Raw genomic sequence first — 24,502 nt, 5'->3', positions numbered from 1 at the left:
CTTCCTTTTCACCCTACTTATTTTTCACTTGACAGGGTTTTCACAAACAAAAAAACAATTGCTACAAATAGCAAACAAAGCATATAATTTACAAGATTTCTATTCAGCTATAAATCTTTATGAAAACTATTTAAATGCATTTCCAAATGAAATAGAAGTTGAATTTAGACTCGCCAAATCGTACATTGAATTAAATGATTTTGAAAAAGCCATTGAGCCACTAAATCATATTTATAAAACAGACCGTGATAGAAAATTCCCTGAAACGAGTCTTCTATTGGCCAATTCATACAAACAGACTGCAAATTACAGATATGCAAAGCGCTTTTTTAGACGTGCACTGACTAAATACAGAAGGCAAAAAGAGAGTTTTGAATACCTAAAGATCAATCAAGAAATAAAATCTTGTGATTTCGCTCAGTTGAATTATTCCACCAAAAAAACAGGAGAACTAACTAATCTTGGAGCTACCATAAATTCAACCAACGCAGACTTTGCATTTGCACAGATCAATAGTAATCAAGCCATATTTGCTGCTACAGATACTTTCGGCACAAAAGATGGAACAATAGCCTATTCAAAATTATTTTGGGCAAAAAAAACTGGGGATGAATGGATAAGAAATGGAATAATTATTCTACCGAAGGAATATGCGCATCACAATGTTGTAAACCCATACTATGATGAAGAATCCATGCTACTTTATTTTAGTGATTGTGATACCTTACATCAATGCATAATTAAAACTGGCGTCCTTTTAGGTGAATCATTAACTGAAATTAAACCACTTAATGACAAAATCAACCTCCCTTTTACAAATAACACTCAACCCGCAATAGCTAAAATAAAATCAGATAAGTATTTACTATTTAGTTCTAATAGAGAAGGAGGACATGGTGGAATGGATATATGGTTTTCCAAATATTCAGAAAGTGACTGGGTTGACCCTGTAAACATTGGCAGTGAAGTAAACTCAATAGATCAAGAAATCAATCCATTTTATTTCGATAATTCACTCTACTTTTCTAGTAATTGGCACAAAGGATTTGGAGGGTTTGATGTGTTTAAAAGTGAAGGAAATTTAAAGAATCAGTCGGCTGCTGAAAATTTATTACAACCCATTAATTCAATCTCCAATGATCTTTATTATAGAATATACGACGACTTTGCCTACCTAACATCAAACAGAACAGGCTCCATGACATTTAAAAATGATAATTGCTGTAATGATCTGTACGCTATTACTTTACAAATGTATACTACTAAATCAAAGCAAGAAGAAACTTATCAAACTATCAATACATTATTTCCGCTGAAGTTATATTTTGATAATGATTTACCTAAAAAAAATCAGTCAGACACCACGACAAATGCCATATACACAACACTTCTAGATCAGTACATCAATAAAAAAAACACCTATGTTTCCAATAATTTAAAAGGTCTCAAAAAAGAGGCAGCTATGGATACAGAAGATGAATTATTGGACTTTTTCGATTTTATACTACCTCAAGGTAAGATGCAGTTGGAAGAAACCAGAAAGTTCATCCAAGAGAAATTAAATAAAAATGAGAATGTAACTTTAATCGTAAGAGGATACTCTAGTTCTTTAGCAAATTCAGAATATAACTTCAAATTGAGTCAACGAAGAATAAATAGTTTATATAACTATTTGAATTACTCAACCTCTTCCACTCAAAGTAAAGGCAGTCTCAAGATTATAGCTCTCCCTATGGGCGATTTGGTTTCCACTGAAAATAGATTAGATGTAAAGAAAGACAAGGTGTATGGCTTAGATGCCATTTATCAAAGAAAAATTGAAATCGTTGGACTGGTTGGTGCTCATAATGAGCTAGAAAATGATAGAGCTAAAGCCAACTTAAAATTACCCAATCCGATTATTAATTTGGGAAAGATTAAATCTAAAAATTTGAATTACAGCTTAACCATCCAAAATACAGGAAATGCAGAACTTGAATTAATAAAGATCGTAGGGGCAGATTTAAAAAGTAACCTAACAACTCAACTCATTCGACCAAATGAATCGACCATATTAGAACTTCAATTTGAATTTTCTGAAAATCGTAAGACAGGAAAGTCTATTATTTACTTTGTTACGAACGATTTCGAGAAAATAAAAAGTATTGAATTTAGGTATCAAATAGAAAATTAAACTATCTAGAAATCAAACTTTAAAGACAATTGCTCAATAACCTTTTCTTGCTCTTTCGCCATTGATTTGGTATACGATGCTACGTACTCAAATTCTCCTTTCTTCTCATTCAACTCAATAATAGTTATTGGAAAATCTAGCTCTGAGGTATCTACTCCGTCTTTGTATGGGATTAGTTCGCAGAAAAAGTCAAAATTAGCGACCCTATTTTTAATTATTTTGTTTGAAGTAGCATTCACAGCTAATCGTTTAGTGATATACCCTTCTTTTATAACTTCAAAAGTATAACTATTTCCTAAGTCGATCTTCATCTCAAAACCTCCTGAAGCGTTGGTTACAAATGTATTGACTATTTCATTTCGCTTGTATAAATTCACTGTTACATTTGATAAATCGCTATCTGCAATAACTATCTTTCCCTTAAACTTAACTGTTTCTTGTTTAGTTGCAAAGGAGTTCATAGAAATGATCAAAAAAGTAACAACTAAAAAAGCTTTAAATATATTTTTCATAGATAATGAGTTTAAGTGGTCATGACCAAAAGTAGACATGACTCTCATTTAATAATTCATGGTTTGTCTTATAATGTATTAACTAGGTGAAATACCTACAGTAGGCGCTCTACCTCTAACTTCCTATAACTAACTTATTATCATTCAGCACAATTATTAAAATTAACTTAGTTAAATTAAGAAAAAGAAGTTAAATAATTGTTAGTTTTACGGTTGTTAATAAAAACTCCCCTTTTTATTGACTTGAACTAGTAAACTATTATTCATTATAACCTTGTAATTATGAGAAAAAAAATTATCTCAGGATTGCTCATGGGCCTTGCTTTTTTTGGACTCACGCAATCAACAAGTGCACAATGCACACAGGTCTCGCCCTATAGCGAAGGCTTTTCATCTTACCCTCCAACATGTTGGACTGAGGCTCAAGGCAGACTCAGTATTCTAAAAACACTTACAGGAACTTCGTCTAGTTGGACAAATGATGGTTTCTTAAATTCTGGATCTTCGGGTTCAGCACGTGTTAATATTTATGGAACCTCAGCCGACGAGTGGATAATTTCACCAATAATCGATCTTGGAACGGGAACCTCTTCGTATCAATTGGAATTCGATGCTGGCTTAACTGATTATATTGGATCGGGAAGCGATCTAATGAGTTCCGATGACTCTTTAGCTGTAGTAATTTCACTAGATAGCGGCGACACATGGACTACTGCTAATATTTTAAAATTATATACAGCTGGCAACCAACCTTCGAATTCAGGTGAAAATGTTGTAATCGACTTGACTCCCTATACAGGAAAAGTTAAAATTGGCTTTTATGCAGCATCTTCCGTTTCGAATACGGATTACAATGTATACATAGATAATTTTGCAATTAACCCTCTTGCCACTTGTCCAAAACCAACTGCATTAGCAATCGCTGAATTAACACCAACATCAGCAGATTTTTATTGGATGGAAAGTGGAACGGCTACTAGTTGGCAAGTGGAACTTGGCACTTCAGGCTATACAGCTGGAACAGGTGCAAAAACAGTTTATACAGCTGATAGTATTACTATTGCTGGATTATTAAGTAACACAGCATATGATGTTTATGTTAGAGCTATTTGTAGTTCATCAGATTCTAGTGCTTGGGTTGGCCCAACTACTTTTAGAACATTGTGTGCTCCATTTACTGCTCCATATTTCAACGATTTCGAAGCTTCTTCAACCAATATGGCGCCTAGTTGTTGGTCATCATACAAAACCAACTCAGGTAGCTACGCTGAAGTTAGAGCGAGCACACCATATAGTGGTGTAAACGCTATAAATATGTACAGTAGCGGAGCTTCCACTTCAGGAAGTGACAGCTTAATTTTAGCTACCCCACAATTTTCAGACTTAATTGTTGGTAATAAGCAAATTTCTTTCTACGTTCGGTCAAGTAGCCTTTTAAATGCGTTACTAATTGGTACTGTTGCTTCACCAGACCCAACAGCAACATTTAATCCAATTGATACTGTTTTATTCAGTTCAACAACTTCATATGAAGAAGTTATTATTCCATTTACAACAGCAAACGGATATAATGGTACTGATCAATATATTGTTTTCGCTAGCAATTTAGGTTCTACTTATACCTATATTAGAATTGATGATTTTAACTATACGATCATTCCTTCATGCCCTAAACCAAGCGGGTTAATGGCATCTGCTATTACTTCAAATAGCGCTAGCTTCAATTGGACAGAAAGTGGTTCTGCTACTTCCTGGCAAATACAATATGATACTGTAAACTTTCCTATTGGAACAGGCAACAAAAGTGTTGTGGCTTCTGATAGTGTAAACGTAACTGGATTGATTTCTCAGACAGACTATGATGTATACGTAAGAGCTATATGCGGTTCATCAGATACTAGTGTATGGTTAGGACCAATATCTTTCACTACTTCATGTGGTGCATTCTCTGCGCCATTCGTAGAAGATTTCAATACTTTTGTTCCCACTTGCTGGAATGAAGCTGGAAACGGAACACCTAATACTGGCATTACTAGCATTGGTTCAGGAGACTGGAAAAGTGCCAACTTTTTAAATGCTTCAGCAAATGGAAAAGGTGTTTCAATCAATTTGTATGATAATGTAGATAAAGAATGGATAATTTCTCCAACGCTGGACTTAACTTCTGGAGCCCCTTTAGAATTAGTAATCAGTGCGGGTGTTACAAATTACAATTCGTCTTCTGCTGATAACATGGGGTCTGATGATGAAGTTTTGGTATTGATCTCTGAAGACAATATGACTTCATGGGATACTTTATACACTTGGAATGTTTCCAATCAACCTCCAACTGCAGGACTTGACTATAGAATTAGCTTAGCAGGATATTCAACAAACAATAACATTGTAGCGATTTGGGCAACTGATGGATCTATTAATGACAGTGAAGATTATGATTTTCATATTGGAAAATTTGAGTTAAGAACTGCACCTTCTTGTTCTGCACCAATAGCAAATTCAGGAACAAATTCTTTAACAGCAACTTCTGCAGAAATTAGCTGGACTGAAACAGCAACAGCAACCTCTTGGAGAGTTGAATACGATACATTGGGTTATGCTGCAGGAACTGCAAGAAACACTGTTGTGGTTACAGATACGTTTGCAATTTTAACAGGACTTGCAGCGAATACTGACTATGAGTGGAATGTTAGTGCATTATGCTCAGTTACAGATTCTAGTATTTTCGTTGGAAATTCATTTACAACTCCTCCTTCTTGTCTTGCACCAACTGCGAATTCAGGAACAAATAGTTTGTCTGCAACATCTGCAGAAGTTAGTTGGATAGAAAATGGAACAGCAACTTCTTGGAGAGTAGAATACGATACAATCGGTTATGCTACAGGAACAGCAAGAAATACTGTTGTTGTTACAGATACTTTCGCTATAATAGCTGGCTTGTCAAGCAACACTTCTTATGATTGGAATGTAAGAGCTTTATGTTCTTCTACCGATTCAAGTACATTGGTTGGCAATTCATTTTTTACAGGTTACTGCTTGGTCTCTACAACTAACTCCGGCGATTATATCTCCTCATTAGTTAGTACAGGAGCAAACACAAATGTTTCTTACACAGCAACCTCAAATCCTGCAGGATCTTATGCTGATGAAACGGCTCAAACACTTACTAGCTATGCTGCAGGAACATTTGACATCACTACAACATATGTTGGAGGTTCTAATGGTGTTAAAGTATGGGTAGATTGGAACAATGATTTAGTCTTTGATGATGTTACGGAATTAATCGGATATCAAGTCTCATCAGCTGCTTCAAAAACTATTTCAGGAGCAGTTCCAGCCACAGCAACAGTTGGAAACTATAGAATGAGAGTAAGAGCACAGTGGGGTTCTTCTGCAAATCCACCTTCATGTGGAAATGTTTCATACGGAACTACTGTTGATCTTACAGTATCCTTAATCACTCCACCTTTATGTTTGGGAGTTTCAGGCTTATCTTCCTCAGAGTTAACATCTAATTCTGTTGATTTATTCTGGACTGAAAACAACACTGCTACATCGTGGCAATTAGAGTATGATGTAACAGGATATACACAAGGTAATGGAGCAAAGAGTGTAGTTGTTTCTGATAGTATAACATTAGGTAGTTTGTCATCTAATACAACTTATGATGCATATGTTAGAGCTATCTGTAGCTCAACAGACACTAGCTCTTGGGTTGGCCCAATTACATTCACTACATTGTGTGCTCCTTATACTGCACCATATGCTGAAGACTTCAACACATTTGTTCCTAATTGCTGGGAAGAGGCATCAACTGGTGACCTCACTACAGGACCAGCAACTTTAGCTGCAGGTGACTGGAGAGTTGGTGACTTTGCTAACAACGCAGCAAATGGTGGTGGTGCAAGAATCAACTTGTACACTAATTCAAGAACTGAGTGGTTAGTTTCACCAACGATTGACTTATCAAATGGTTCATATGAATTAGCAATTGAAGCAGCAGTAACCAATTGGAATACTTCTGCTCCTGACAATATGGGTTCAGATGATTCTGTTCAAGTTGTAATAAGCACTGATGGTGGTTTAACATGGACAAGTATTTACACTTGGGATGCAAACAACCAACCACCTACTTTAGGTCAAAAGTATCGTATTGATTTATCAAGTTATACTTCTGCAAATAATATATTTGGTATTTATGCAACTGATGGACCTATTGATGATCTTGAAGATTATGACTTCCACATAGGAAGCTTTGATGTTAGAGTACCACCTACTTGTCCAGAACCAATTGTAAATGCAACAAGCCTTATTGGATCTGACTCAGCATTTGTATCATGGGTTGAAACGGGCTCAGCAATACAATGGGAAGTTGAATATGGACTTGGTGGTTATACTGTAGGAACGGGTTCTTCAATTATCGTAAACATTGATACTTTTACTATTATCAATGGATTAAATTCAAATACAACTTATGACTATTACGTAAGAGCAATTTGTAGTAGCACTGATACTAGTACTTGGACGAATTCTTCAACCTTTACAACATCATTTTTACCATGTGCCCTTACAACTACTACTACTCTTCCATTTTTTGAAGATTGGGAAAATTTAAATGACACTGTTACAGGCCCAGCAAATATTATTTGCAATCCTGATTATACTTGGCATTTATTGTCTAGCAATCCAAACGGTAGAGCGAGATTCGGTTCAGCAGCAATTTTAGCGGCAGGAGGAACTGGAGCAATTACATTAGACGCAATAACTAGTTCAGGTGTAATTGCAAATGATTTAATTCTGACATTAAATTTGGCTGCTAATAGTTCTGCATCAAACTTAGAGTTAGAATTTGATTTTGCACATCATGGTGAAGAAAATAATGCGAATGATAGTGTTTGGATTAGAGGTAGCCAATCCGATACATGGGTAGGCATTTATGACTTATTTGCAAACAAAGGATCAGCAGGTGTTTATAACTCCGTAGGTCCAATTGATATAGACGCAAGATTAGCTGCAGCAGGTCAAACTGTTTCTTCAAGTTTCCAAATTCGTTTTGGACAAGAAGACGACTTCCCTGCTACAAGCCCAACGGCTTCTGATGGTTTTTCTTTTGATAATATTAGTGTAAAATTAGGTCCACTTCCTTATTACCCTGTTGGAACAATCAATACTGAGGATGCGAATACTGGTATTGCCGATTCTTTAGGTGTATTCTGCTGGACTTCTGGTACTGTTGCAGGTATTGATTTGGATGGTAATGCAGGTATTTCATTCACGATTATTGACCAATCAGGCACTAATCCTGAAGGAATAAACATTTATAACTTTGCAGATGTAAGCAATTATGTGGTAACTGAAGGTGACTCAATTATGATTAGAGGTGAAATCCAGCAATTTAATGGATTAACTGAGTTGTTTCCTGATTCTATCTCTATCATCTCAACTGGAGCATCTTTGCCTAGTGTGGCAGTAGTAACCACACTTGATGAATCCACAGAATCCGCATTAATCAGGATTGAAGATTTAACAGTTACTAGTGTTCCTGCAGGAACTTCGATTAATATCGGGTTAACAGATGGAACAAATAACTTTGTAATGCGAGTGGATTCTGATACGGATGTATTGGATAGTTTGACTTTCGCAGTTGGTGATAAACTATGTTCTGTAAATGGAATTGGTGGACAATTTGATAATTCAAATCCATACCTAAGTGGATATCAAATTTTCCCAATGCGATACACAGATGTTGTTTTTGCTCCTTCTGTAAGTTTAGGACCAGATACTATTGTTTGTGATACCAATAACTTTATGCTTGACGCAGGTAACTTTGCATCATACGTATGGAGTACTGGAGCATTAACAAGAACCATTACACCAACTACTGCCAACACTACTTATAGTGTAATAGTAACTGATGGAAATGGATGTACAGGAACTGATACAGTAAATGTAACGATTACAGTATGTGTAGGAATTACCGAAGTAAATCAAGCTGCTTCGTCGATTAATTTCTACCCTAACCCTAACAATGGTCAATTTAAATTGAAAATTGAAAATGTAACGGCTCCTAACTCTATGTTAGAAATAGTCAACATTCAAGGTCAAGTAGTCTACAACGAAAACCTAATTATTAACGGTTCCCTAAGTAAAGACATCAATATCAATGTTGAAAAAGGTATTTACTTCGTGAAATTGAGTAATAAAAACGGTGTGAAAGTTGAAAAACTGATTATCGATTAAGGTTAGATTATAAATCATTTACCGAGCCCGTTTCGAATTATCGAAACGGGCTTTTTTTTTAAGCACGCTACTTTTTGCGGAATTATTTTTAAAGTTATTAACAATTACTTCCTAATAATTTTGAAAATCCTTTAAAATACAATAGATTTGAAGTTATTCCTTCCCTAGGATTTTATTGCTGAGTTCTGACTAGATGGGTTTTTTAAATTGTAACTAATTATTTATTAAACTTTTATTTATGAGGAAATTATTATTTTATGTAGTTGGGTGTCTTTTCACCTTTCTAAGTTTTAACCCACAATTGCAAGCTCAATGTGGTCCAGGACAGTCTGAACTGACCTTGAGTATTGATTTTTCTGGAGACAGTTATCCCGATGAGGATGGCTGGAGATTAATTAATTTAACTGATGGAATAACGGTTGATTCTGCATGCTTCGGAACCTATTCTGCAAGTACAGGAATAGAAACCATTATTATTTGTGCTGATACAGGTAAAGTTTATACCTTAAAAGCATATGATGATTATGGCGATGGTCTTGATGGATCAAGTTATAATTTAAGTTATACCTATGGGGCTAGTATAGCAACGATTGGTACTAACAATTTTAATATTTCAGCAACTTTATGCAATCCCGCATGGACCAATAATGAAGTCGCAGATAGCATTGCTGCATTTACCCTTCAATATGTTCCAATTCCTGCTTGTGTAGCACCTACGGCTTCTGCTTTAACAGGGTTAAGCGCGAGTAGTGTATCTTTAAATTGGATGGAGAATGGAACTGCCACACAATGGGAAGTAATTTATGGAACAGCTGGATTTACACTTGGTGTAGGCGGTGATACAGTAACAGTTTTGACAGACACATTTACTACCATAACTGGCTTAACTGCTGTCACTGCGTATGATTGGTATGTAAGAGCAGTTTGTGGACCTAGTGATACAAGTACATTTACTAGCGTTTCTACATTTACAACGCCATGTGCTCCAGTAAGCGCCCCATTTACAGAAAGTTTTAATAACACAACTCTTCCGAATTGCTGGTCTAGATACCAATCTGCAGGAACTGGTTGGACATTTGGAACTCCAGGATTTGGTTGGAACACTTCAGGTTGCGCAGCATCTACTCCTGCCGACCATACAGGTAATAGTGGAAATTTTGCCGCATTAGACTTCTCTACACCAGATGCAGGTGTGGTATTAGAATTACCAACTGTAGATGTTTCGACTTTAAATGTCCCAATGCTTAGTTTTTACTTTCAAATGTGTGGACAAGGCTACTCTCCTTTAAATGAATTATTTATTGAATCATATGATGGAACAAACTGGAATATTGTAACTAAAATTCAACAAGGAACTACAGGTTGGGAACAATTTGAATTTATTGTAAGTTCTGCTATATTTAACACCAACCAAGTTAAATTAAGATTTAGAGCTGAAGATGGTGGTGGAACACAATTTTATGGTGACATGGCGATAGATGATGTTTCTATAATCGAAGCTCCTACTTGCCCAAAGCCATCTAATTTAGCTACTGTATTAAATGAAGCTAACTCAACAGAAGTTTCTTGGCAAGACAATTCAAGTGCTACTTCTTGGTTAATTGAATGGGATACTGCAGGCTACGCTGCAGGTACGGCAAGAAATAGTGCTGTTGTTTCAAATGACACTACAACATTGTCAGGATTGACGCAATTGACGAATTATGACTGGGCTGTTCGCGCTATCTGTGCAGTTGGCGATTCAAGTTTATTGGTAAACGGTAGTTTCTCAACTCCGGCAACTTGTCCTCCAGCATCTGCACTTTCTGCTAACGTTTTAAGTCCAGATTCTACAGTATTAAATTGGACCAACAATTCTACAGCTACAAGTTGGGAAATTGAATATGGACCAACAGGTTTCACTTTGGGCACAGGAGCATCTGTTGTTACTTCAACCAATCCAGATACCTTGAGTGGCTTAATGCCTGCAACAACTTACCAATGGTATGTGCGGGCAATCTGCTCTTCAAGTGATTCAAGTACTTGGACAGGACCAAATAGTTTTACTACTTTTTGTGCTCCTTTTACACCACCATATAGTCAGGATTTCGCATCTTACATCCCTAATTGTTGGGAAGAAGCAAAAGGCCAGTTAACTACTAATACAACCTTTACCTCTACAACGAGTTCATTCTGGATTGCAGATGGATTCTTAAATGTTGGTACTTCAGGTTCCGCAAGAATGAACATCTATTCTACTGGAAGATTTGAATGGTTAATGTCTCCATCTATCGATTTGGGAACAGCTCCTAACAATTATCGTTTAGAGTTTGATGCAGGTCTTACAGACTATACAGGTAGCGGTATTGATGTTATGGGGCCTGATGACACCCTATCAGTGGTTATTTCTACTGATAACGGGGCAACTTGGTCATCATCAAATGTTGTAAAATTGTATGATGTTAACTCACCTCCATCCAATACAGGAGAAACGGTGTTCATTAATTTATCAGCTTATACAGGATTAATTAAAGTTGGATTTTATGCGACATCTACAGCGAGCAATACTGATTACAATGTATATATAGATAACTTCCAAGTTAGAATTCCGCCGGCATGTCCTGCTCCTTCAGCAAATTCAGCAAGCCTTATTGGTTCTGATTCTGCAGTTGTATCATGGATTGAAAATGGAACTGCTACTCAATGGGAAGTTGAATACGGAACTACAGGTTACACTTTAGGTTCAGGCACTTCAACCATTGTAAATGTTGATACATTTATGACAATAGCTGGACTAACTTCTAATACGAGTTATGATTACTATGTAAGAGCCATTTGTGGTAGCAATGACACTAGTAATTGGGCAAGTAGCAGTACATTCAAAACTATTTGTGGAATTTACACTGCTCCTTTCACCGATGACGTAGAGCTTCATGCAGCTAATTCGGGCACGATAACAACTACTGAATGTTGGGAGGCAAATGCTATTTCATCATCCAATGATTGGAATGTGGGTGGCCCAGGATCAACTCCATCTTCAGGAACGGGTCCTATTGCTCCAAATAGTGGGAATCGATTTTTCTACTTTGAAGCTTCAAGTGGTGCTACTGGCAATGAAGCAAATCTAATAAGTCCAAGTATTGATGTGACCAACTTAACTGTTCCTATGATAGAATTTTACTATCACATGTTTGGTGATGGTAGAGGGGTAATGGGTGATTTGTTCGTAGATGTCTTTGACGGTACAAATTATACTGTTGTTGATAGCATTAAAGGAGAACAGCAATCAAATCAAGCCGATCCATTTTTGAAAAGACAAATTTCTTTAGCATCCGTAACTGGAGTGATTAAAGTAAGATTCAGAGCTTATAGAGGAACGGGAGCACAATGGGGAGATATTGCAATAGATGATATTTCTGTTAAGGAAGCTCCATCATGCTTTGCTCCAACAACTTTAACTGTAACTTCAATAACTTCCTCAAGTGCAACATTGAATTGGACAGAAAACAATTCAGCAACTTCATGGGAAATTGAATACGATACAGCTGGGTTTACTTTAGGAACAGGAAACAGGTCAGTAGTAACTACAAATCCAGCTTCAATTTCAGGTTTAGCAGGAAATAAATCTTATGATTTTTATGTAAGGTCTATTTGTGGTTCAGCTGATTCTAGTCTTTGGACAGGACCTCGAAACTTTCTTACCTTATGTAGTCCATTTACGGCTCCATTTTTAGAAACCTTTGATGGTTCTGCTACTCCAACATGCTGGAGTCAATCTGCAGTTTCTGGCGGACCGTGGGTATTTGGTGGACCAGGTTTTGGTTGGAATACTCAAAGCTGTACTGCAATTCCTGTTGATCATACAGGAAACAGTGGTAGCTTCGCAGCTATGGACTTTTCAGTGCCTGATGCAGGTGTTGTTTTAGAGTTGCCTGACGTTGATATAAGCTCATTAACGACTCCATATTTTGAATTTTATTACACTCAGTGTAATGGATTCAGCCCATCAAATGTATTATATATTGAAGCATTTGACGGTGCATCTTGGGACACTGTTTCCATAATTTCAAATGGTACAAATGGATGGGAAAGATTTGGATTTACATTAGCAAATTTCACATATAATACCAATCTAGTTAGATTAAGATTCCGAGCTGAAGATGGTGGAGGAACGCAGTTTTATGGTGATATGGGTATAGATGATGTTACAATCAAAGAGACTCCCGCAGATAACCTTGCTGTTACAGCAATTGTTAATCCTAATAGTGGATGTGGATTAAGTGCTACTAGCACTGTTGAAATGACAATTACAAATTTAGGCTCTGCAGCACAAAGCAATTTCTCTGTTGGTTACTCGGTTAATGGTGTTGCCATTACTCCTGAAACATATACAGGCACTATTGCTCCTAATGCTTCAGCAAACTACATCTTCACCACTACTGCTAATTTGAATGCAAATGGCACATATGCAATTGATGCTTACACTTCATTAACAAATGACTATGATAACTCAAATGATTCGTTAAGTAAATCGGTTATTAGCTTATTAGCAGTTAGCTCTTTCCCTTATGCTGAAAGTTTTGAAACTAGCAATGGTGGATGGATTGCAGGTGGAGTTAATTCTTCATGGGCATTAGGTGCTCCTGCAGGAACGTTAATTAATACTGCAGCAAATGGAACGCAAGCTTGGGTAACTAATTTAACAGGCGACTATGTAGCTTCTGAGTTTGCATTTGTAAATAGTCCTTGTTTCGACTTTACCTCAGTCCCTAACCCATACTTAGAATTAGATATATTTTATGATATCGAATTCCAATGGGATGGAGCATTAATTCAAGCTTCTAGCGATCAGGGTGTAACTTGGAGTACCGTTGGTGCCCAAGGTGATACTGTGAACTGGTACAACGATACGGCAGATGCTGTTGCAGCTGTTGACCCAACAGGTCAATCTTGGACCGGTGATGCTACAAACGGAAGTCAAGGATGGATCACTGCTAAACATGCTATTGATGGAATGGGTGGTTTACCATCTGTTCAAATTAGAGTATTGTTTATTTCTGATGGTTTTGTTTTCGCGGAAGGATTCGCATTTGACAATGTGAAGATTTACGACAAAGCACCACCAGTGGCCACACTCCCATACTACCCTATCGGAACTGTTAACACTGAAGATGCAACAACAGGTATTGCTGATTCATTAGGTGTTTTCTGTTGGATTTCTGGAACAGTTGCCGGTGTTGACTTGGATGGTAATACAGGTATTTCATTCACAATCATTGATCAATCAGGTGCTAATCCTGAAGGAATGAATATCTACAACTTTGCCGATGTGAGCAATTATGTGGTAACTGAAGGTGATTCTATCATGTTGAGAGGTGAGATTCAGCAATTCAATGGCTTGACTGAATTATTCCCAGATTCTATCAGAATCATTGCTACAGGAACTTCACTTCCTGCTCATACATTAGTGAGTACATTAAGTGAGGCGACAGAATCTCAATTAATTGAAATCAGAGACTTTGTAGTAATCACCCCTAGCAGTACTAGTAATTCATACAACATGACTGCTGCCAATGGTACAGACACGTTAACCATTAGAGTAGATGGTGACACTGATGTAAACGATAGTTTACTAGTTGCAGGTAGAGCGCTTGTGGCAGGAGATACGATTTGTTCATTAAGAGGTATTGGTGGTCAATTTGACAACTCTAACCCTTACTTGCACGGATACCAAATCTTCCCAATGCGTTTCTCTGACATAGACACGACGTCTTGTATAACAATTATTGGATTGAAAGATGCTGATGAGAATACTTCTTCTATTCAGTTCTATCCTAATCCAAACAATGGTCAGTTTAAACTGCAAATTGAGAATGTAACGGCTCCTAACTCTATGTTAGAAATAGTTAACATTCAAGGTCAAGTAGTCTACAACGAAAACCTAATTATTAACGGTTCTCTAAGTAAAGACATCAACATTAATGTTGAGAAAGGTATTTACTTTGTGAAATTGAGTAATAAAAACGGCGTGAAAGTTGAAAAACTGATTATCGATTAAGGTTAGATTTAACTTTAAATTAAAAGCCCTTCCTGCAAACGCAGGAAGGGCTTTTTTAATGGATAAAAACCGACAAGCTTAAATCCTTATAATTTTAAAAAGGCAGCTACATACTAAAAATATATTAAATGGTAAAAGTTATCAACAATTTACATAAAAAAAATACGCACATAACGTAAAATAATCTAGCTTTGGGTTAACTTCTTTCTAGGAGTTAATACTAGGTTCTAATATTTAGACAGGTAAATTACTCACAACTAACCAATTAATTGTTAAATTTTTATTTATGAAGAAACTGTACCATTCCACCTGGCTCGTATTGTGCCTGTTTTTGTGTGGACAAATTAATGCGCAGTACACCTACAACGTTAGCTCCTCCATGAACAATGGAAACCCTGGAGGTACCACATTTGCAGAAACCACAACTACAGGGTTTACTAATGTAGGAATCGCTGGAACCATTTCTACGAATGTCTGGTCATCCGTCCAAACAATTCCATTTCCATTTAATTTTTACGGAGGCAACGTAAATGGCTTTAAAGTTTCAGCAAATGGATTATTGACTTTCAAAAAATCAGTTACTGGAACTCCTCCAAACGCAAATGGTAGCCTTCCAAATGCTAGCTTACCTGACAGCACAATCGCGGTTTTTTGGGATGAATTCACCAACTTGCCACCTACCGGATCAAATGATTTAGTTTATACTTTTGTTACAGGTGCTACTCCTAACAGACAACTGTGGATTTATTGGTTTTCTTTTGAATATGGAAACCCAGCTGTAACCTTTCAATACAATGCTGCTGTTTTAGAAGAAACGTCTAACAACATATACATTGTTGATGTTTATGGCGACGCAGCAGCATCTCTGCTATCTAGCACAGTTGGCGTTCAACTTAATTCCACTACTGCAGTCCAATTTGGATCTAACGTTTCTCAAAATGCCAACGGAATTAATAACCCTGACAATGATTATTACCAATTCAGCCCTAGATTATTGGTTAATAATAATGTTGGAGTTAGCTCTATAAACTCCCCATCAATTCCATTTTCAACAGGTTTACAAAATGTAAATGTGACACTTTCTAATTATGGAATTAATGCAATTTCAAGTTCTATAATTAACTGGTCAGTGAATGGCACTCCCCAAGCTCCATTTAATTTTGGAGGAACCCTTGCAATCAATAAGGATACGTCACTAACGATTGGAACATATAACTTTATAGGCAATTCTGATATTATCGTTTGGTCATCTCTTCCAAACGGAAATGCAGATGCTTTTCAAGCAAACGACACTTCTAGAGTTTCATTAAAACTTCCTCTAACAGGAGCTTATACAATCAATTCATTGCAACCTGTTAGTTCTACTAACTTTCAAAACTTTACCTCCTTTTCAAATTACATAAATTCTTATGGAATTTCAGGCCCTGTTACTGTAAATGTAGTAGCAAGTTCAGGTCCATATTTAGAGCAAGTTATTTTTGGAAATATAATCGGATCTTCAGCTACCAATACAATTGAGGTTAATGGTAATGGAAATACTATTATGTATGCTCCTAATGCTACTGATAAAAGAATAGTAGGATTTAGTGGTTCTAAATACATTAAACTAAAAAACCTAAACATCGAAGGATTAGATGCTACCTATGGGTTTGGAATTCACATGATGAATAATTCATCTCATATTGCAATAGATTCATGTACAATAAACCTATCCGCAATCACAAGCGTAACTGCTTTAAATTCAGCAGGAATTGCAAGTAGTAGCGACATTACCTCTAATATTGCCGTTGGTAGAAATGCCAACAATATAATGGTTTCAAATTCAAGAATCATAGGAGGATCCGCTGGAGGCTCGTATTATGGAATCAGATTTAACGGCTCATCTGCAACTGCACAAGACAGTTCAATTAAAATCACTAATAATGAAATATCTAACTTCTATAACTCAGGAATCTATTTAGCGGACATAAAAAAATCATATATAGAAGGAAATGATATCCATAGAACTAATAGAATTACTGTCACCACTTTTGCTGGAATTACAACTTCAGGTGGTTGCGAAAGTGATACCATCAATGCAAACAGCATTCATGATTCTCACGGAGCAGCATCTAGTTTAACCGGAACTTCTTATGGTATATTTAATACTTTAAATGATGCAGGAGCTGCAGCACCCAACCTTTGGTTAAACAACATTATTTATAATATTAATTCCAATGGAACTACATATGGGATTTATAATACTAATAGTGACAACCAATATTACATTCACAATACTGTTTCTCTAGATGACGCTGCTTCTACTGCAGGGACTACCAGAGGTTTTTTTCAAACAAATCTTGCAACAGGAATTATTTTTCAAAATAACAATATTTCCATTACAAGAGGTGGTTCAGGTGTAAAACATGGTTTGTATTTTGGAACTGCTACTTCAACAATTACATCAAACTACAACAATATTTATTTAAATAGTGCTGGGACAGGAGCACAACATATTGGTTATTTAACTACAGATAAAACAACTTTAACAGACTGGCAAACTGCTGGATTTGGTGCAAATAGCATTAGCGCTAACCCAACATTCATTAATTCTGCTAGTGATTTTACGCCTGGCACTCCAGCTCTAAACAATATTGGACTTAACCTAGGTGTTCCATCGGACTTCTATGGTAATCCAAGAAGTGCAACACCAGATATTGGAGCGATTGAGTTTGTTCCACCATCTTGTTTATTGCCAAGCAACCTATCAACTGATAGTATAGGAGCTACTGCTGTTAAAGTATCTTGGACTGAACTTGGAACTGCTACGAAATGGGAAGTAGTTTATGGTCCTACGGGCTTTACACTGGGTTCTTCAGCAGGAATGTCTGTTATTGTAAACTTAAACGCTTTCAAAGTTTTAACAGGATTAACCACATTTGCGACTTACGATTACTATGTAAGATCTATTTGTAGCACTAATGACACTAGTTTATTCTCAGGACCTCAAACAGTTACAACTGGATCTCCACTTTCTGGTGCGTATACTATTAATTCAACTGCAGTTTCAGGAGGTACAAACTTTCAAAACTTTGCCAGCTTTACCAATGCTTTAGATTCATTTGGAGTGGCAGGTCCAGTAACAGTAAATGTAGTATCAGGCTCAGGCCCATACTTGGAACAAGTTATCTTCAATGATATTTTAGGTTCATCTAGCACGAATACGATAGAAATCAATGGAAATGGAAACGAAGTAATTTTTGCTCCAAACACCACAGATAGAAGAATTGTTGGGTTTGATGGATCAAAATATATCAAAATCAATAAATTAAACATTAAAGGAATTGATGCAACATATGGTTTTGGTATTCACATGATGAACCAAACATCTAATATTATCATTGATTCTTGCACAATTGATTTGACTGCCAACACGAGTACAACAGCATTAAATTCTGCTGGAATTACAAGTAGTGGAACCATCGCATCAAATGCTGCTGCAGGACAAAATGCAAGTTTCATCACAATTTCAAACTCTAGAATTCTAGGAGGAACAGGTGGTGGATTGCATTATGGAATGAGATTTAATGGTACTTCTGCTGCAATCCAAGACAGTGTAATCAGATTGTTAAACAATGAAGTTGCTGATTTCTATTCTTATGGAATCTATCTTGATGACATAAAGAAGTCATACATTGAAAGAAATGACATTCACAGAAAGAATAAAATAACAGTAACTACATTATACGGTATTTACTCTACTGGTGGTTGTGAAAATGATACTATTAATGCCAATAGCATTCATGACACATTTGAGGCTGCACCAAACTCAACTTCATCATCATACGGAATTTACAACTCATCCAATGATGCTTCTGCTTCTGCTCCAAACCTTTGGTTGAATAATATTATATACAATATTAACTCCAATGGACTTATCTATGCTATTTACAATTCAGGTAGTGACAATCAATATTACATTCACAATACAATCTCTTTAGACGACGCTTCTTCTACAGCTGGCGCCACTAGAGGATTTTATCAATTAACTACTGCCACTGGAATTATTATTCAAAACAATAATATTTCAATTACAAGAGGTGGATCAGGAATTAAACATGGATTGTATTTTGGAACAGCTGCTTCAACTATTACTTCTAATTACAATAATATTCATTTAAATAGTTTAGGAACAGGAGCGCAACACATCGGTTATTTATCTACAAACAAAACAACTTTAGCAGACTGGCAAACTGCCGGTTTTGGCGCTAACAGTATTACTGCTGACCCATTTTTTGTTAATATAACAAGTGACCTTACACCAAGTAATCCTGCATTAAACAACACAGGAGCTAATCTGGGTGTCCCTTCAGATTTCTATGGAAATCTTAGAGGTGCGACTCCTGATATTGGGGCTATAGAATTTGTTCCGCCAACATGTGTATTACCAACAGGTCAATCCATTGATGGGGCAAGTTCAACTACTGCCAAAGTATTTTGGACAGAAAACGGTGCAGCGACACAATGGGAAGTTGTACATGGCATAGTAGGATTTACTTTAGGTTCTGCAGCAGGAACATCAACAATTGTTAATACTGACACATTCAAATTAATCACTGGCTTAACAGCTAACACTACATATGATTGGTATGTTAGAGCAATTTGTGGCTCAATGGACACAAGTTCTTTCTCAGGACCATCTAGCTTCTATACAGGTTATTGTTCAGTAGTTTCTACAAGCGCGTTAAGCTATTTTGATAATTTTACTACCTCTGGTGGTGTGATGAATATATCAAATACTGGTTCAGGTTTTGCTACTAATGGATACCAAGATGCCACAAATATGGTTGTTAGTCAATTTGCAACTGGATCAGTAAATTTTTCTACTGCATTAGTAGGAACAACTGTAGGAGTTAATATTTGGGTAGATTGGAATAACGATCTTGATTTTAATGATCTAGGAGAAAAGGTATTTGCTTCTGGAGCATATGTCACTACCCTATCAGGTTCATTCATAGTTCCCGCTTCCACTCCATTAGGAAATTATAGAATGAGAATCAGATGTGATTTCAATGCAATTGATCCAATATCTTGCGGTTCTTCGGGATCTGGCAGAAACGAAACTGAAGATTATACCTTCTCTGTAGTAAATCCGCCGACATGTTTGCCACCAACAAACCAGTCTTTGGATAGTTTAGCAGCAACTGCGGCTAAAGTTATCTGGTTAGAAAATGGTACTGCAACTAAATGGGAGATTGTTTATGGTGTTAGCGGCTTTACATTAGGTACCACTGCAGGAACATCTGCAATTGTAAATACTGATACCTTTAAAGTATTGACAGGTTTATCTGCCAATACGACATATGATTGGTATGTGAGAGCAATTTGTGGATCAATGGATACAAGCACGTATGCTGGTCCGGCTAATTTCTTTACCGGTTATTGCCAAGTTTCAACTACCAATCCAGGAGATTATATCTCATCTTTAGTAAGCACAGGAGCGAACACAAACATTTCATACACGGCTACTTCTAACCCTGTGGGTTCTTATGCTAATGAAACTGCACAAATCCTTACTAGTTATGCTAGCGGAACATTTGACCTTACTACAACATATGTTGGAGGTTCAAATGGTGTTAAAGCATGGGTAGACTGGAACAATGATTTAGTTTTTGATGATGTGACAGAATTAGTTGGCTATCAAGCCTCAACATCAGCATCAAAAACCATTTCTGGAACCGTACCTGCAACTGCTGCAATAGGTAACTATAGAATGAGAGTAAGAGCTCAATTTGGTTCTGCGGCAAACCCTCCATCATGTGGGAACGTTTCTTATGGAACTACAGTAGACCTAACAGTAGCTCTAACAGCTCCTCCAGCTTGTTTAGCTCCTATAACACTTTTAACTTCTGTTATTACAGCGAATTCTGCTAACTTTAGTTGGACTGACCCATCTCCAATTGCTGCAGGTTCTTACCAATACAGCTATGGACCAACTAGTTTTACAGCAGGTCAAGGAACACAGGCGGTAGTTACAACTAACTCAATAACTGTTAGTGGATTATCAGTTGCTACAGCTTACGATTGGTATGTACGAAGTATTTGTAGTATTGGTGACACCAGCTCATGGTCATTAGTTTCTTCTTTTACAACAAGTTGCGGTACATTCATGGCGCCATTCCTTGAAACATTTAATGGCACTTCTACTCCAAATTGTTGGTCTCAATCAGCGGTAAAAGATGGCCCATGGGTTTTTGGTGGACCAGGATTTACTTGGAATACCCAAGGATGTCCATTTGTTCCAACTGATCACACTGGTAATTCAGGTAAATTTGCAGCTTTAGATTTCTCAGGTACAGGTGTAACTGATGTAGTGCTTGAAATGCCAAATGTTGACGTTTCAGCTTTATCTGACCCTCAATTGGAATTCTATTTTGCAATGTGTGGTACTGGATATACGCCAATAAATATTTTATATGTAGATGCATTTGACGGCACAACTTGGGCAAATGTTGGTTTAATTCAGCAGCAAACAAATGGATGGGAGAAATTTGCATTCAAAATAGGTGCTTTTAAATACAATACGAATCTTGTTAAAATTAGATTTAGAGCGAGTAGTGGCGCTAACACTTCTTCAATGTTCCAAGGCGATCAAGCCATTGATGACGTTGCCATTGTTCAAGCACCAGCAAACAACTTGGCGGTATCGGCAATTGTAAGTCCAGTAGGTGGTTGTGGCCAATCTGCAACCTCTAATGTTACTATTACAATTAATAATGTTGGATCAGCAGCACAATCTGGTTTTGGAGTAGGCTATAGTTTAAATGGAGTTGCAATTACTCCTGAAACTTATACTGCTTCAATTGCAGCAAACTCTTCTGCAAACTATACATTTACAACTACGGCTAACTTAAGTGCTTCTGGAAACTATCAGATAGTAGCTTACACAATGCTAACAGGTGATGTAAACATGCAAAATGACACCAACCGTAAAGCAGTTACAAGCTTAGGAAGCGCTAATAGTTTCCCATATACCGAAAGTTTCGAAAATGGCCCAGCAGGCTGGGTAGCTGATGGCAATGCCAATTCAACTTGGGCTTTAGGTACTCCAACTGGCGTAATTATTAACAGCGCATCTAATGGAACAAAAGCATGGGTAACTAACTTAAACGGAGACTACTTAGATGGGGGAATCGGTTCTGTAAACAGTCCTTGTTTTGACTTCACTAATGTTACTAACCCAGCTATCACTTTGGACATTTGGTATGATATCGAATCACAATGGGATGGGGCAATCATGCAAACCTCAATTGATAATGGAACTACTTGGAACCTAGTAGGTGCTAAGAATGACCCGATCAACTGGTACAATGATACAGCCGATGTTATAAATGCATTAGGCATTGACCCACTAGGTCAAGCATGGACAGGTGACAGTACCAGTGGTGTTTTTGGAAGTAGAGGTTGGTTAAAGGCTAGCCATGAATTAAATGGATTGGGCGGATTATCTAACGTTAGAGTTAGAATTCTATTTGCTTCCGATGCAGGTACAGTGGCTGAAGGATTCGCATTTGATAATGTTAGAGTTTTTGATAGCATTCCTCCTATTGCTACTTTACCTTACTACCCTATTGGAATAGTGAACACTGAAAATGCAACAACAGGTGTTGCTGATTCTTTGGGCGTGTTCTGTTGGATTTCAGGTACTGTTGCAGGTGTTGACTTAGATGGCAATGCGGGTATTTCATTCACAATCATTGATCAATCAGGTTCAACTCCTGAAGGAATGAACATCTTCAACTTTGCTGATGTGAGCAATTATGTGGTAACTGAAGGCGACTCTATCATGTTGAGGGGTGAGATTCAGCAATTCAATGGATTGACTGAGTTATTCCCAGACTCTATCAGAATCATTGCTACAGGTAAAACACTTCCTGCTCATAGAGTTATAACAACTTTAAGCGAAGCAACAGAATCTGAGTTAATAGAGATCCAAGGGTTTGTAGTTCTTACTCCAAGTGGTACTGGTTCCTACAACTTCACTGCAACTAATGGTACGGATACTTTAACCATTAGAGTGGATGCTGACACTGATGTAAACGATAGTTTATCAGTTGTAGGTAGAGCACTTGTTGCAGGAGATACAATTTGCTCAATGAAAGGTATTGGTGGTCAATTTGACAACACGAGTCCTTACTTGAGCGGATATCAATTCTTCCCAATGCGTTTTTCTGACATCGACACTACGTCTTGTTTGACAATAATTGGTTTAAAAGGTGCTGATGAGAATACTTCTTCAATTCAGTTCTACCCTAATCCAAACAACGGTCAGTTCAAGCTACAGATTGAAAATGTAACTGCTCCTAACTCTACGTTAGAAATAGTCAACATTCAAGGTCAGGTAGTCTACAACGAAAACCTAATTATTAACGGTTCGTTAAGTAAAGACATCAATATCAATGTTGAAAAAGGTATTTACTTCGTGAAATTGAGTAATAGAAACGGTGTGAAAGTTGAAAAACTGATTATCGATTAAGGTTAGAATTAACTCAAAATTAAAAGCCCTTCTTGCAATTGCAAGAGGGGCTTTTTTAATAAATACAAACCGATAAGCCGGGTTCTGTTTCCACCGAAATGGACTTCTATCATTTATCTAATCGGTCTACCCTCCGAGATCAGGCGAGCCGCCCTCAAGCCTCGGTATATTTGACTTTTCAACCCGCAAGGTTTACCTAGCTAAAGCCATTACTGACAATACTGGTGAGCTCTTACCTCACCGTTTCACCCTTAACTCGCCGAAACGAGACGGTATACTTTCTGTTGCACTTTCTGTCATACTTCATTTCGAAAGCATGCCCTTAGTCTCTCTAAGGTGCGGCGCTCTGTGTTGCCCGGACTTTCCTCTCACCTATTACTAGATGAGCGATAGAATAGTTTGCGCTGCAAAACTACATTATTTATGCAGATTTCTGATGGTTATTTCAGTGGCTCCAAAGCCATATTTACGTGTGTTGGCATCCATATACTCTATGTTGGGATAATTGTCTCTAAGAATAGTTCTAATATTCTGTCTCAGGATTCCCTCGCCGACGCCATGAATCACTACCAACTTTGAAATTTTAAAAGCGATGGCTTCATTGATACAATCTCTAAAATGTCGGATTTGAGTTTCTAACATTTCACCAGAACTTAATTTTCGAGGTTCTTCAACTAACTCTTCAATGTGTAAATCAATTTCAAATGGCGCATGATTTTTACGCGCCTCACTATTGTAAGGAATCGATTCAGTGAAAGTTCTTTTTGAATTACTTAATGACTTTTTTTCAACTATTGCTTCTCTTTTCTTGTAGGTAACTGTATTGTCATCATTCAATTTTAACAAGTCATCTTCTGAAAAAGGCAACGCCATTCCCATGTCGGTTTCCACCATTATTTGAGAAGGAGAGATAATTTCAACCACAATCCCTTCCCCAACTTCATTCAATAACCTAACTTTATCTCCTATATTAAAAATCATTATTTAATCATCTAATCTGAACTGCAAATATCGAATTCATTTGCTTC

The 24,502-nt window shown here is 37.0% G+C and carries 6 protein-coding genes and 1 other RNA gene; 4 read left to right on the top strand and 3 right to left on the bottom strand.

All coding sequences use genetic code 11. The annotated features are described in order from the left end of the window. Positions 1-58: 58 nt before the first annotated feature. Positions 59-2,173, top strand: a complete 2,115-nt coding sequence (locus ACTB0X_RS15750; protein WP_463025989.1) for an Ig-like domain-containing protein — start codon at positions 59-61, stop codon at positions 2,171-2,173. A 5-nt stretch (positions 2,174-2,178) separates the two neighbouring features. On the opposite strand, the gene ACTB0X_RS15745 is transcribed toward ACTB0X_RS15750, so the two are convergent. Further along, positions 2,179-2,685, bottom strand: coding sequence for a hypothetical protein (locus ACTB0X_RS15745; protein ID WP_463025988.1), 507 nt, complete (start codon positions 2,683-2,685; stop codon positions 2,179-2,181). A gap of 282 nt (positions 2,686-2,967) precedes the next feature. Between ACTB0X_RS15745 and ACTB0X_RS15740 the strand changes: the two genes are divergently transcribed. From ACTB0X_RS15740 to ACTB0X_RS15730, 3 genes are all read left to right on the top strand, one after another. Further along, on the top strand, positions 2,968-8,922 hold the full coding sequence (locus ACTB0X_RS15740; RefSeq protein WP_463025987.1) for a fibronectin type III domain-containing protein: 5,955 nt from the start codon (positions 2,968-2,970) through the stop codon (positions 8,920-8,922). Between the two features lie 238 nt (positions 8,923-9,160). Beyond that, entirely contained in the window at positions 9,161-14,959 is a 5,799-nt protein-coding gene (locus ACTB0X_RS15735; protein WP_463025986.1) for a fibronectin type III domain-containing protein, read from the top strand. A 286-nt stretch (positions 14,960-15,245) separates the two neighbouring features. After that, entirely contained in the window at positions 15,246-23,474 is an 8,229-nt protein-coding gene (locus ACTB0X_RS15730; RefSeq protein WP_463025985.1) for a T9SS type A sorting domain-containing protein, read from the top strand. 57 nt (positions 23,475-23,531) lie between these two features. Here ACTB0X_RS15730 and rnpB read toward each other — a convergent pair. Further along, positions 23,532-23,880: RNase P RNA component class A (gene rnpB / locus ACTB0X_RS15725), an RNA gene on the bottom strand. 11 nt (positions 23,881-23,891) lie between these two features. Continuing rightward, complete coding sequence (locus ACTB0X_RS15720; RefSeq protein ID WP_463025984.1) at positions 23,892-24,455, bottom strand: Smr/MutS family protein; 564 nt, start codon at positions 24,453-24,455, stop codon at positions 23,892-23,894. Between the last annotated feature and the right edge of the window lie 47 nt (positions 24,456-24,502).

This window comes from Acidiluteibacter sp. (genome assembly GCF_055129545.1).
The sequence above is the reverse complement of the archived record's forward strand: the minus strand, read 5'-3'. Positions and strand labels throughout refer to the sequence as shown.

Bases quoted from the DNA above. Each gene is read 5' to 3' on its own strand.
- ACTB0X_RS15735 (WP_463025986.1), top strand. From the start codon at position 9,161: ATGAGGAAATTATTATTTTATGTAGTTGGGTGTCTTTTCACCTTTCTA.
- ACTB0X_RS15745 (WP_463025988.1), bottom strand. From the start codon at position 2,685: ATGAAAAATATATTTAAAGCTTTTTTAGTTGTTACTTTTTTGATCATT.
- ACTB0X_RS15740 (WP_463025987.1), top strand. From the start codon at position 2,968: ATGAGAAAAAAAATTATCTCAGGATTGCTCATGGGCCTTGCTTTTTTT.
- ACTB0X_RS15720 (WP_463025984.1), bottom strand. From the start codon at position 24,455: ATGATTTTTAATATAGGAGATAAAGTTAGGTTATTGAATGAAGTTGGG.
- ACTB0X_RS15730 (WP_463025985.1), top strand. From the start codon at position 15,246: ATGAAGAAACTGTACCATTCCACCTGGCTCGTATTGTGCCTGTTTTTG.